The sequence below is a fragment of the Acinetobacter sp. genome (genome assembly GCF_049284435.1).
Lineage (GTDB): Bacteria > Pseudomonadota > Gammaproteobacteria > Pseudomonadales > Moraxellaceae > Acinetobacter.
Genome location: NZ_JBAPXX010000086.1, coordinates 1 through 12,698, shown reverse-complemented (window position 1 = coordinate 12,698; position 12,698 = coordinate 1). Strand labels below are relative to the sequence as shown.

Annotated in this window: 10 protein-coding genes and 1 pseudogene; 5 read left to right on the top strand and 6 right to left on the bottom strand. The window is 45.1% G+C overall.

Annotation, left to right across the window (positions count from 1 at the left end; all coding sequences use genetic code 11):
- Window positions 1–220 precede the first annotated feature (220 nt).
- Window positions 221–2,788 (bottom strand): glycerol-3-phosphate 1-O-acyltransferase PlsB, encoded by a 2,568-nt coding sequence (gene plsB / locus WAK81_RS08065; protein ID WP_422196404.1) that lies wholly within the window; start codon window positions 2,786–2,788, stop codon window positions 221–223.
- Between the two features lie 283 nt (window positions 2,789–3,071).
- Here plsB and WAK81_RS08060 point away from each other — a divergent pair, with 283 nt between their 5' ends.
- Together WAK81_RS08060 and WAK81_RS08055 are read left to right on the top strand one after the other, a co-directional pair.
- Window positions 3,072–3,944 carry an acyl-CoA thioesterase gene (locus WAK81_RS08060; RefSeq protein ID WP_004645045.1) on the top strand — a complete coding sequence of 291 codons (873 nt, stop codon included), beginning with the start codon at window positions 3,072–3,074 and terminating at the stop codon, window positions 3,942–3,944.
- Between the two features lie 173 nt (window positions 3,945–4,117).
- Window positions 4,118–5,365 carry a dicarboxylate/amino acid:cation symporter gene (locus WAK81_RS08055; RefSeq protein ID WP_422196403.1) on the top strand — a complete coding sequence of 416 codons (1,248 nt, stop codon included), beginning with the start codon at window positions 4,118–4,120 and terminating at the stop codon, window positions 5,363–5,365.
- Between the two features lie 277 nt (window positions 5,366–5,642).
- Here WAK81_RS08055 and yihA read toward each other — a convergent pair.
- From yihA to WAK81_RS08030, 5 genes and pseudogenes are all read right to left on the bottom strand, one after another.
- Window positions 5,643–6,419: pseudogene (yihA, locus tag WAK81_RS08050) on the bottom strand (ribosome biogenesis GTP-binding protein YihA/YsxC); the annotation flags it as partial.
- 105 nt (window positions 6,420–6,524) lie between these two features.
- On the bottom strand, window positions 6,525–6,965 hold the full coding sequence (locus WAK81_RS08045) for an RrF2 family transcriptional regulator (RefSeq protein ID WP_422196402.1): 441 nt from the start codon (window positions 6,963–6,965) through the stop codon (window positions 6,525–6,527).
- A 96-nt stretch (window positions 6,966–7,061) separates the two neighbouring features.
- On the bottom strand, window positions 7,062–7,823 hold the full coding sequence (locus WAK81_RS08040) for a globin domain-containing protein (RefSeq protein ID WP_422196401.1): 762 nt from the start codon (window positions 7,821–7,823) through the stop codon (window positions 7,062–7,064).
- A gap of 153 nt (window positions 7,824–7,976) precedes the next feature.
- Complete coding sequence (locus WAK81_RS08035; RefSeq protein WP_422196400.1) at window positions 7,977–9,527, bottom strand: helicase HerA-like domain-containing protein; 1,551 nt, start codon at window positions 9,525–9,527, stop codon at window positions 7,977–7,979.
- Window positions 9,528–9,545: 18 nt separating this feature from the next.
- The gene (locus WAK81_RS08030; RefSeq protein ID WP_422196399.1) at window positions 9,546–10,748 is read right to left on the bottom strand and encodes a PLP-dependent transferase; all 1,203 of its coding nucleotides are present in this window, start codon (window positions 10,746–10,748) and stop codon (window positions 9,546–9,548) included.
- Window positions 10,749–10,911: 163 nt separating this feature from the next.
- Here WAK81_RS08030 and WAK81_RS08025 point away from each other — a divergent pair, with 163 nt between their 5' ends.
- The 3 genes from WAK81_RS08025 to rplC form a co-directional block, all read left to right on the top strand.
- Entirely contained in the window at window positions 10,912–11,646 is a 735-nt protein-coding gene (locus WAK81_RS08025) for a type 1 glutamine amidotransferase (protein WP_422196398.1), read from the top strand.
- Between the two features lie 272 nt (window positions 11,647–11,918).
- Window positions 11,919–12,230 carry a 30S ribosomal protein S10 gene (gene rpsJ / locus WAK81_RS08020; RefSeq protein WP_000070912.1) on the top strand — a complete coding sequence of 104 codons (312 nt, stop codon included), beginning with the start codon at window positions 11,919–11,921 and terminating at the stop codon, window positions 12,228–12,230.
- Window positions 12,231–12,289: 59 nt separating this feature from the next.
- A partial coding sequence (rplC, locus tag WAK81_RS08015) for a 50S ribosomal protein L3 (RefSeq protein ID WP_422196397.1) occupies window positions 12,290–12,698 on the top strand: 409 nt, incomplete at its 3' end.

Sequence of the window (12,698 nt, the reverse complement as noted above, 5' to 3'; positions counted from 1 at the left end):
TTACAAGGCCGTTATAGCGTTTGACAAGACGCTGATCCAGACCAGAGATGTTAAATTGAAGAGCATGCTCTTCAATTTAACGCAAAGCTCGGAAATTGTGTAGATACCTATGCCTAGAAAGAGAGGGCTAGGGATAGGTGAAGGATTTTTTGAACATTTTCCCTCATCCCCTTGCGAAGCAGTGCTTCTCATCCCAGAGGGAGAAGGAGCTTAAATAATCTTACTTCTTCTTGCGCTTGGCACGTTTCTTGGCTTGTTCAGCCGCCACTGCATCTAAAGCTTCTTTCAGTTCTTCATCGGTAAAGGCGGTGATGTGATGCAGCATCTGCAATTTCACTTCATCCAGTACCAGATCGGCATATTGCGCCACGTTGGTCAGCTGTTCATCAAAGACAATAGCATTGTCTTCATTGGTGCACAGATAACCTTTTTGGGTCAAGACTTTAATAAAACTCTGGAATAAGGCCTTATCGAAGAATTCAGGTGAATTGAACTCGTACAGCACAGACAGACGCTGACCCACCAGATAACTCAACTCTTCAACCTGACGGGTAGAAATATTGCCTGAACCACGCTGGGTAATCAGGGCTAGGGTCATGTAATAACGTTCCAGACTTTGGGTCACCGGTGCAGCCAGAACTTCCAGCTGATGATGCGCTTCGGTATTCGGTGCCGGAGCAACCAGATTTTCGCCATCCTCAGCAATCAGTTTGGCAGAAATCAGGTTATCGATATGCGCATTGACCTGATCCTGAATCTCATCTTCACGCCATTTTAAAAACAGTTCTGCTTTTAAGAATGGGTACAGGGTACTGCTGATATTGACCACATCATGACGGCGAATTGTACCATTGTGTTCAGCCAAGGCTGCAATTAACGACGGAAGTACAAAGGAATGCACGATATTGTTACGGAAATAGGTCAGCAATACTGCCTGATTATCTTCAATGGCAATAATATCGCCCAGCACATGTTTTAGCCGCTTGATCAGTTTCAGTTTCATCGCATAGGCAATAATTTCTTTGCCGGAAAGCGGGGTAACTTCCATCCGTTCATCATAGGGTAATGCCGCCAGCAGGGTACGATAGGTATCCAGCTGCTTAATACAGATTTCTTCATCCAGGGTATGTTTTGGCGTCGCCAGCAGGATCAAAGACAAGAGTGATACCGGATTGATCACCACCGCACGGTTGATATTTTCCAGAATTGCTTGCGCAGAGCTGTTTACCGCATCAGAAACCGCTTGTGGAATCGGATCATCGTTCTTTTCGATCTTGATATTTTCTGCGCCATGTTGTTTCAGGATGTCATCCAGAAAGACCGGCTCACCGAAGTTAAGATGCACTTTACCGAAAATGCGTTCAATTTTGCGCAGGGTTTTTACAATCCCAAAAATCGATTCGGCTTCTTTCGGCTTGCCGCTCATCTCACCGACATACGTACTGCCTTCCATCAAGCGTTCATAGCCAATATAGGTCGGAACAAAGACAATCGGTTTGGACTTGCCACGTAAATGGCTATGTACGGTCATCGCCAGCATTCCAGTTTTGGGTGGAAGCAAACGACCGGTACGTGAACGGCCACCTTCGATAAAGTATTCCAGCGGGGTATTTCGGGACAGAACGCTATACAGATATTCTTTAAACACCGTGGTATACAGCGCATTGCCGCGGAAAGTACGGCGAATAAAGAAGGCGCCACCACCACGTAAAATCTGACCGACAAAAGGCATATTCAGGTTATCGCCCGCAGCGATATACGGCACCATCAAGCCACGATGATAGATCACATAAGACAATAACAGATAGTCGATGTGACTGCGGTGACATGGGGTATAGACAATTTCATAATCCTTGGCCAGTTCACGCACGGTACTGAAATTATGAACTTCTACGCCGTCATAGAGTTGGGTCCATAAGCGGGTCAGGGCTTTGTCGGCAAAACGTACGGTAGAATGAGAATAATCGGAAACGATTTCGTTCAGATAACGAATGGCACGTCGTTCGGATTCCAGTATCGAGATTTTGCTACGAATACTGTCATTGCGAATCGCCGCCTGTACATCTGGTGACTTGATCAGGCCATGCATGACATTACGGCGGTCGGACAGATCCGGCCCGAGAATGACTTCACGCTGACCATCCAGATAATCATTTAAGCTGCTGACAATATAGGTGGCCGGCGCTGAATTTGGGTGCGTCTCTTTGGCAAAGTTAATCAAGGTGCGTAAAGACTGCGGTTCATGGAACTCTAAATAAGACTGGCGACCATGCAGGCCGATATTGACCAGTTGCTTGACCCGGCTTGGCGTAGACCAGGTGTCGGTAAATAAAAGCTTAAACCAGGAATCTTCTTTCTCAGGTTCACGTCCCCAAAGTACCGTTACCGGTACCAGTTCGACATCCAGCTCAGGGTGCTGCTCCAAGATTTCAATCAGGCGTAACAGGCGCGGTGGAAAGGCATGCGGTGGTGAGCTGAGCAGATTATTTTCATCATGATGCTGTAAAAACAGTACCGATGCTTTTTCTTTATTGTTGCCCAGTTGCATTGGATCAAGTGCAGCCGGCAGTTTTAAGCGGCGCGTTTCTGCATCGACCACGAGGGCATTACTACGCGAATGGTTCTGTAAAACGTAGCAGACCAGTTTCTGCGATTCTGCTGCAGTCTGATCAGATTCAGGCGCTGTCACTTCACTTGGTACTTCCCCAAGAACATGAGGGGTAACCACAAGATCAAGTAACTTACTTGAAAGCTTGCGATACATTTGACCAAAGCCATTCTTGGACATAGCTGCTCCTAATTTTACTGACCAAAACCACAGGGCTTCTGAGGGGATTTATTTTGCGGGTTTCTAAAGCGAAACAATATATCTTTTTTTAACAACTTCAACAGAAGTGCTTCAATTTTAGCGTGAAAGCAGGTGCTTTTCCTAGTCACTTATGATATCAGTATGACAGAATAGTCATGCAAACTTTAGAGTTTCGGTCTGATTTTGTGGCAGAATATTCCAGATCAATTATTTAGATCCGTTTTTCCATTTGGGGATATCTCCAATATTAGATAGGTTGCTTATGAATGCCTTAACACAGGAACTGGTCGAGCTGCTGAGCTTAGAAAAGTTAGAAGAAAACATTTTCCGGGGAATCAGCCGGAATCTGGTGGGCAAGCGCGTGTTCGGTGGGCAGGTTTTAGGGCAGGCACTACGCGCTGCGTCTTATACCACAGACCGTCCGGCACATTCATTACATGCCTATTTTCTGTTTGGCGGGGATGTCAATGCACCAATTATTTATGAAGTGGATCGTATCCGTGATGGCAAGAGCTTTGTCAGCCGTCAGGTGCGCGCCATTCAGCATGGCCGTACCATTTTCATGTGTATGGTGTCTTTCGCGCATCAGGAAGAAGGGCTAAATTACCAGATTTCAGAGCCTGAATATCCACCGGCAGAAAGCCTGAAAAATGAAGCAGAACTGATCAAGCAGATTATTGAGTTTATTCCGGAAAATGTCCGTGCATCTTTCACTCGTGATCGTCATGTGGAAATTCGTCCGGTCAATCCGCAAAATCCGTTCCAGCCGCAACCTGAAGCACCGTCTTATGCGCACTATATCCGCACCCATGACCGTATTGCTGCAGAAGTCGATCAGATCTCCTTGCATCAGGCTATTGCTGCTTTCTATTCCGACTTTACCTTGATGACCACGGCGCTTCGTCCACATGGTCTGAGCTATATTTCGCCAAGCTTGCAATGTGCCAGTATTGACCATGCGATGTACTTCCATAAACCGTTCCGTGCGGATGAATGGATGCTTTACGATATGGATGCCACCCAAAGCGCCAGTTCGCGTGGCCTGAATTTTGGCCGAATGTGGCAGAACGGCGAGCTGGTCTGCAGTACCTCTCAGGAAGGTCTGATCCGCTTACGTGAAATCGAAACACAGTAATTTTTTCTTGTTCAAAAAGCCGAATCCCTGATTCGGTTTTTTTATTTTTAAGCCGGATGAAAATGGCCATTTGATATCATGTCCTCACGCCGCGTTTATAAAATATTACTCGATTCTATGGAGTCCGCATGGCATAGTGCGGCTTAAGATCAATATTAAAAATGCATGAAAAGATGAGCTTAAATACGCAAATTTTAATTGCCGCCGTATTGGGGGTGCTGTTTGGATTTCTACTGACGATATTTCCACAGACCTCATTTTTTGATATCAGCCTATATGGCATCGGCATCGTCAGCAGTATTTTTATTGGCTTGTTAAAAATGCTGTTAGTGCCGCTGATTTTTAGCTCAATCGTGGTCGGCGTATCCAATCTGCAGGCGGGTGGGCAACTGAGCCGCACCTGGAAAATCACCCTGATGTGTTGTGTGACCACCACCACCTTGGCACTCATTTTAGGTCTGGCGTGTGCGCATCTGTTTGATGTCGGTAAGGGTGTTGATGTACTGATGTTCCAGGATGCTATGGCACAACATCAAACACCTGATACGCTCACGCCATCTTCTTTCTTTACCAACTTTATTCAAAATACCTTGATCAATCCGTTTAAAGCCTTTGCCGATGGCAATGTCTTGGCGGTGGTAGTCTTTGCGCTATTTGTTGGTGTGGCACTGGTCGCAGGAGGAGATAAATTTCGTACCGTGCGCAAGCTGAGTCATCAGTTCTTTGAAATCATGATGTTGATGATTGGTTGGGTCATGAAACTGGCACCGCTCGGTATTTTTGCTTTATTGGCCAAATTAATTGCCACTGAAGATGTTTCAGTCCTCAGTCGTTTGGCTGAATTCGCTGCGGTGGTTACTGGAACTACGATTTTTCATGGCATCGTGGTCTTGCCTTTATTACTGTGGATTTTCGGCAAGATGGATCCGGTCACTTTCTTTAAAGGCACACGTGCTGCCTTGATTACTGCCTTTGCCACCAGTTCCAGTTCGGCCACCATGCCCTTGTCGATGAAATGCGCGCAGGAAAATTTAGGGGTACGTCCACATACCGCAGGCTTTGTGATTCCACTTGGTACACAGTTAAATATGGATGGTACGGCGCTGTATGAAGCGGCTGCAGCATTATTTATCGCCAATTTAATGGGGCTGGATCTGAGTCTGGGGCAGCAACTGGTGGTCTGTGCAACTGCGATGATTGCATCCTTGGGTGCACCGGGAATTCCGAGTGCCGGTATGGTGACCATGATTATGGTCTTGCAATCGGTCGGTTTGCCTGCCGAGGCGATTGCCATTCTTTTACCGATCGACCGTTTACTGGATACCGTACGTACAGTGGTGAATGTTCAAGGGGATATGATGATCAGCGTGGTAGTTGACCGGCATACGCGTGAACCAGATCCACAAGTTGCAGACAGTTAAAACAGTCAAAAGACAAATAAAAAAGCAGGTATTTGACCTGCTTTTTTATAAGGTGAGTTTTAATAAATCAAGAACGATCTCAGACCATTCCGGTTATATGGTCTTAATCCGCTGAACGCTTATTCTGATTTAGCTCATCTGCCGCTTTAAGCTCGGATTGATCCTGCTCAAGCAATTCAAGTGGTTCTTCAGCTTCATTTAAATCATGCGTCGATACTTCAGCAACATGCTCAGAATCGGATTCACTAAGCTCGAGTTCTTCAAGCGGTTCATCAGATTCATTCAAATCATGCGCTGATGCTTCAGGAATACTGTCCAGATCATATTCAGAGGCTTGATCTAAGGTAAAGTTCAAACGGCCACCCATGACACTGGCCAGTTCTTCTAAACCTTGTTTGTTCATGGAGGAGAACAGTTGAATCGAGAAATCCAACTTCATCTTTTTCAATGCCGCTTTGACTTCCTGCAAGGCTTTGGATGCAGGACCACGATTCAGTTTATCTGACTTGGTTAACAAGACATGCACGAACAACTGGCGGGAATAAGCCCATTCCAGCATCATCACATCGAAGTGTTGCAGTGGATGACGAATATCCATCAGCAATACCAAGCCTTGTAAGCTCTGACGGTGAATCAGGTAATTTTCCAGTTCTTTTTGCCAGACCAGTTTCATTTTTTCAGGCACAGCCGCATAACCATAACCGGGTAAGTCGACCAGACGCTGATCCGGATTACCCAGGCTGAAAAAGTTGATCATCTGGGTACGTCCAGGTTTTTTCGATGCACGTGCCAACTGTTTCTGGTTGGTCAGGGCATTAATCGCACTAGACTTACCCGCATTCGAGCGGCCGGCAAAAGCAATTTCATAGCCTGTATCTTCTACACAAAGACTGAGTTTGGGTGCACTCATTAAAAATTCGGCTTTGCGTAGCCAGTTGAGTGCGCGCACAGAATATTCAGTAATGGCAGAATCAACTTTTTTCTCGTAGCTGATCTTTTGCTTAGGCGCATGGGCTGTCTTACTGTTTTTGGATTTTCCTCTGCTGTGGTGCATAACTCAACTTCAATAAATGATCTACAATGAAACATTATAAAGGAAGTCGCATAGGCAAGCGAACTTTGCCGCAAGAATAAGTCACAAGACGTGACCCGGAAGACTTTAAAGATTAATCAGGCCGATCGGAGAATTTCTACTGAAACGCGCATTTCGTGGCGTAATCACATCTTGAAGCACATATTGGTCCAGACTACTATAAAACTGTTCCACCGCATCATCTAAAATGCCTTTTAAGCCACAGGTCGGACGTAACACGCAGGGTGGGCTATTACATTCCACTACATTGCTGTCGCGTTGCAGAATCCGCACAATCTGTCCCAGTTGAAGGTTCAGGCTTACTGGATTTAAACGTATCCCGCCACCTTTACCACGTGTGGTGATCAGCCAGTCCTGTTTTGCCATAAAATGCACAATTTTCATGGCATGATTCTGTGAAACCTGCAAGCGTTCGGCAAGTTCCGCAATGGTATAGGGGAGATCACGTGGCTGTGCGACATACATCAAGATCCGAAGCGCATAGTCAGTGAATTTATTGAGTTGCATAGGTCAACAGCTAGAAAATGAAAGAATTGAATGCTAAAAGCTCCACGAATGGAGCTTTTAATTAGAATCTGATGCTAGTCTAAACCGTTTTTGCAATTAAAGCTTGAGCGGGGCAGACACTTCGACCACATCACCGACCTGGTAGTGATTGATCAGGGTCTGTGCAACCGAGAATGCGGTTGGATTTTCTTCCGCTTTCACAGTAATTTGATATTGCTCGTTTTGAGCCTGATCAAAGCTAAACTGTTGTGGTTGACGAATGTGCTGTTCAGGCACCTGTACACGTACTGAAATATGTTCACCCGCTTCAGCACTTGCAATCGCTGCACCATCTTTAGGTCTAAGCGTAAAGATTTTACCTGCATCGGTATCATTCGCTGCTGCCACTTCAAATTCGCGCCAGCCCGTCCAGCCACCATTTTCAGACGCTAACTCTGCATATTTAGATTTTTCCACACCAATCAAAATATCTGCCAGTTGCATATACGCTTCTTTCCAGGCTGCGATCAGGTCTGAGTCCATGGGTACATCTAAAACTTCGCTAATCGAGTGCAACAGGTTCTCACCGACAATCGCATATTGATCCGGTTGAATATCCAAGCTGACATGTTTAGTGGTAATACGTTCGATAGCTTTGGCCAAAACGCCCGGATTGGTAATGTTTTCGGCATAGGCAAGTACTGCAGCAGCCAAGGCACGTGGTTGACGGCCGGTACTTTGATGATCCATGTTGAAGGTGTTTTTCAACTCTGGATGATTGTTCAGCATGCGGTTATAGAAATACGTGGTAAGTGCTACGCCGTTTTCACGTAAAACAGGAACAGTCGCTTGTACAAGTTCAATATGTTGTGGAGTCATGAGAGCCGTCTACAGGTGTTTTTTAAAAGATGCATTTAAATTACATCTTTTAAAATGGCTTTACAATAGCTCATAGTCATAAAACCATAGAAAAATTATGGGATATAAAAATATCCCATAAAAAGTGTGATGATGATCGGAAAAGGAGGGAGATTATTTGCGGCCAAACAGCGAACCCAGTAAACCGCGCACAATTTTCTGTCCAGTGCTCCCGCCTAGGCTGCGGGCAGCACTTTTGGCAAAGGTGCCGACAATATCCTGAGTCAGTTTTTCACGTTGCTTGGCTGCGCGTTCGGCTTCTTTTTGTTGTTCACGTGCCAGACGTTCCTGTTCTTTAATTTGCTGCTTGGCGAGTGCTTCTTGTTCTTTGCTTTGCTGTTTGACAAGTTCAGCGGCCTGAGCTTGTTGCTGGCGTTGTGCGACCTTGTTTTGCAGCATTTCGTGGGCACTGTCCCGATCGACTTGCTGCTCATAAATACCGGCAACAATACTTTGACGCATGATACTTTGACGTTCTTCCAGACTAATCGGCGTAAAGGATGAATGCGGCGGCATGACCCAGCCACGTTCTACAATTTGCGGAATGCCTTTTTCATCCAGGCAGCTAATTAAAGCTTCACCAACAGCTAGTTCGGTAATCACCTGATCGACTTTAAATTCAGGATTGGCTCGGAAAGTCTCTGCTGCGGTTTTTACTGCTTTTTGATCTTTGGGAGTGAAAGCCCGTAAAGCATGTTGAACCCGATTGCCGAGCTGGCCTAAGACACTTTCAGGTAAGTCCAGTGGATTTTGTGTCACAAAATAAATCCCCACACCTTTAGAGCGAATTAGACGCACCACCTGCTCAATCTTATCCTGTAGTGCAGGGCTTGCATTATCAAACAAGAGATGGGCTTCATCAAAGAAGAACACCAGTTTTGGTTTATCCAGATCGCCGACTTCGGGAAGCTGTTCAAACAGCTCCGAGAGCATCCAGAGCAAGAAAGTTGCATACAGCTTAGGCATATTCATCAGCTTGTCGGCCGCCAACAAATTGATATTGCCACGGCCCTGACTATCTGTCTGCAAAAAGTCCATCAGATCTAGCGCCGGCTCGCCAAAAAACTGATCACCGCCTTGGTCAGCCAGTGCCAATAAGTTGCGTTGAATAGCACCGAGACTGGCGGGAGATAAATTGCCATATTCGGCCTTAAAGTCAGCCGCATGCTCAGAGACATAACTCAGCATCGCTTTCAGGTCTTTAAAGTCGATCAGTAATAAACCCTGATCATCGGCAATCCGAAATACTGCGGAAAGCACACCTTCCTGAGTGTCATTCAGATTTAGCATTTGAGCCAAGAGCAGCGGGCCAATTTCAGAAATGGTAGTGCGAATCGGATGGCCCTGTTCGCCAAATAAATCCCAAAACACTACTGGTGAGGCTGCAAAAGGAATGGATTCGATATTAAGACTTTTGATCCGTTCATCAAACTTGGGGCTGCTTTCACCTGCTTTGGCCAGGCTGGACACATCGCCTTTGGCATCGGCAAGGAATACAGGTACGCCAATTCGGGAAAAACTTTCAGCCAGTACCTTTAATGTTACAGTCTTTCCGGTACCGGTAGCGCCTGCAATCAAGCCATGTCGATTGGCAAGTTGGGAATGCAACACAATATCCTGCGTGGTATCCGCAGTTTTTTTAGCAATAACAATTGGTATACCCATAGTTTTTCCTGTTATTTATTATTCGTTTTTAAGTTTTTTCATTTGTTCTAGTCCATGTTGAATATCTTGAATCAAATCTTCCGGATGTTCCAGTCCAATACAGAAACGAACCAGCAAGCCGTCTTTTAAGTGTGAATGTTCCAGCACACGCATGTCTTTTAAGTTATATAGCATGACCAGACTGACAGGGCCACCCCAACTAAAGCCTAGCTTAAACAGTTGTAAGTTATCACAGAAATTCCGAATGTCCTGCATTGCGTATGTGTTGTCAAAGATCACGCTGACCAGGCCGGCACTATCACCTTGCTTGCAAATTTCTTTCCAGTATTGATGGCCTGCGCTGTCTGGATCAGCAGGATGCAGCACCTGTACAAACTCGGCTTGCTGTTTAAGCCATGTTAGTAAGATCAGCGTACTGTTGGATTGATGTTGATATCGTAGTTGCATCGAAGCTAGACTGCGTTGTACCTGCGCCACATCATCACCAGAAACACTAATACCCTGAATGGCGTGAGTACGAAACAGTTTGTGATGCAGGGCTTTATCCCGTGTGACCACTGAGCCCATCAGGATATCACCACCGCCGCTTGGATATTTGGTCAGTGCATGTACCGTCATATCTACACTTAAACGCTCTTCACCAAAATCAAAGGTATTAAAAGCCAGACCTGCGCCCCAAGTATTATCCAGTGCCGTCAGAATATGATGTGCCTGTGCTTTTTTCACCAAACCAACCAGATCCGGAAATTCCAAAGTGACTGAGCCAGCAGCCTCGAGCCAGATCAGTTTGGCTTTATCTGTAGGCTGAAACGTATCAAGCTCTATGGGATTGTAGACTTTAACCGTAATTCCATAACGCTTTTCCAGATTGCGTAAATGCTCCATGTTTGGACCATAGATATTGTCAGCCACCCAAACCTCATCCCCTTGGCTTAAAAAGCAAGAATTCACGAGATTAATCGCAGATAAACCACTCGGTGCGAGCAGGTGATACAAGCCACCTTCGAGCTGGGCAATATTGTCGCCGAGAGTAAACGTAGTGGGTGTGCCATGCGTGCCATAGCTATAGTCATAGTCGTCGGTCCAATGGCGATTAAACAGGGCATCGGTATTATTAAAGATAATCGTCGATGCACGATAGAGGGGAGGCTGAATGGTAGAAATTGCTTGAGGGGCCTTTCGTGGTGCATGAATCAGGCGAGTTTGAGAGTCTTGTTTCACGTGAATGCGCTCAAATGTAATCAAATATTACTCTAGCTTAAGAGAATCTGTGACTCACTGCCAGTTACGTTGTGAATTGTTTAAAAACAACAAGTCTTATAAAAAGTTGGCTTCATTTTTGCAAAACCTAAATCTATATAGCTAAAAAAATAGGTTGAGGAGCATGAAGTCGCATTTAAAAGTGCATTATTTTCAGCATATTGCTGGTGAAGGTTTTGGTAGTTGTTATGAATTTTTAAAGCAGCATCAGGCGCACATTACAGCGACTGAATTTTTTGCTTTACCTGTGGATCGACCTCTAGAGATCGAAGCGCTGCCTGCAGTGGAAGAGGTGGATTTGCTGATCATTATGGGGGGGAGCATGAGTGTGAATGATGAAGCGAATTTCCCCTGGTTAAAAATGGAAAAACGCTGGTTGCGTCGTTATCTTTCCCATGGCAAACCGGCAATCGGCCTGTGTCTGGGGGGGCAGTTGATTGCAAATGCCTTGGGTGCAGGCGTTAGTCGTAATCCTGAGCAGGAATTGGGGTGGACCACAGTTCATAAGGTAGCGAATCTGCCGGAAACCTGTTTTAGCCTGCCGGAGCAGTTCAATATTTTGCAATGGCACAATGAAACATTTGAATTGCCCAAAGGGGCAGTCCATCTTGCAGAAAATGAAGCCTGTCGTAATCAGATGTATCAGTTGGGCAGAAATGTATTGGGCTTTCAGTTTCATCCGGAAATCACCCCAGAAACCCTGGCATTGTTTTTGGAAAATGAAGAAGAGCTTGCACAATTTTCAGGAAAATATGTGCAAAATTTATTTGAATTAAAAAAAACCGCGAAGCAAAAATTTATTGAAGGAAATCAGATATTAAATCGTGCGATAGAATATGTTTTGGCAAAAACAGCCTAATATTTAAACAATAAACTATTGTTTTAAGTCATAAATTGAAAACTTGGATAAAACCATAAAAGAGATTTGCTTATGCATTAAACAATGGCTATAATAAGCGACCCTTCAATAGGAAGGGGGTTAACTACGAATAAAGTAGTTAACTATCGTTACAGTCGTGGCATCGATCATGACCTTAGTGATATTTCACTGCTCTTGACACTTGCCCACATAAAGTGGGGTGAGATGCGTCAAGAGTGATTCTTTATATATTTGGCTTGGAGTTTACTGGTATGTCTAACCAGAGAATTCGTATCCGTCTTAAGTCTTTTGATCATCGCCTGATTGATCAATCAGCTCAAGAAATCGTAGAAACCGCAAAACGTACTGGCGCACAAGTGTGTGGTCCAATTCCAATGCCAACACGCATTGAACGTTTTAACGTTTTAACATCACCACATGTAAACAAAGACGCGCGTGACCAGTACGAAATCCGTACTTACAAGCGTTTGATCGACATCGTTCAACCTACAGACAAAACTGTAGATGCATTGATGAAGTTAGATCTTGCAGCTGGTGTTGATGTTCAGATCGCATTGGGTTAAGGCTTTCGGTTAATTAACGCTCTAAGTTAATTAGGCCGCTTTTTTAGAGGTTTATGCACATGGCTATTGGTTTAGTCGGTCGCAAGTGCGGTATGACTCGTATCTTTACAGATGCTGGTGTTTCTGTACCTGTAACAGTGATTGAGGTTGATCCTAACCGCATCACTCAAATCAAAACGCTTGAAACTGATGGTTATCAAGCGATTCAAATCACTACTGGTGAACGTCGCGAATCTCGCGTAACTAACGCTCAAAAAGGCCACTTTGCGAAAGCTGGTGTTGCTGCTGGTCGTTTGGTTCAAGAATTCCGCGCTACAGAAGCTGATCTTGAAGGTCGTGAAGTTGGCAGCACGCTTACCGTTGAGTTGTTCACAGTGGGTCAAGTTGTTGACGTAACTGGTACATCTAAAGGTAAAGGTTTCCAAGGTGGTGTTAAGCGTTGGAACTTCCGTACGCAAGATGCTACAC

Excerpts from the sequence above, each read along its gene's own strand:
- plsB (WP_422196404.1), bottom strand. The coding sequence starts at position 2,788 with ATGTCCAAGAATGGCTTTGGTCAAATGTATCGCAAGCTTTCAAGTAAG.
- WAK81_RS08025 (WP_422196398.1), top strand. The coding sequence starts at position 10,912 with ATGAAGTCGCATTTAAAAGTGCATTATTTTCAGCATATTGCTGGTGAA.
- WAK81_RS08045 (WP_422196402.1), bottom strand. The coding sequence starts at position 6,965 with ATGCAACTCAATAAATTCACTGACTATGCGCTTCGGATCTTGATGTAT.
- WAK81_RS08040 (WP_422196401.1), bottom strand. The coding sequence starts at position 7,823 with ATGACTCCACAACATATTGAACTTGTACAAGCGACTGTTCCTGTTTTA.
- rpsJ (WP_000070912.1), top strand. The coding sequence starts at position 11,919 with ATGTCTAACCAGAGAATTCGTATCCGTCTTAAGTCTTTTGATCATCGC.
- WAK81_RS08055 (WP_422196403.1), top strand. The coding sequence starts at position 4,118 with ATGAGCTTAAATACGCAAATTTTAATTGCCGCCGTATTGGGGGTGCTG.
- WAK81_RS08060 (WP_004645045.1), top strand. The coding sequence starts at position 3,072 with ATGAATGCCTTAACACAGGAACTGGTCGAGCTGCTGAGCTTAGAAAAG.
- WAK81_RS08035 (WP_422196400.1), bottom strand. The coding sequence starts at position 9,527 with ATGGGTATACCAATTGTTATTGCTAAAAAAACTGCGGATACCACGCAG.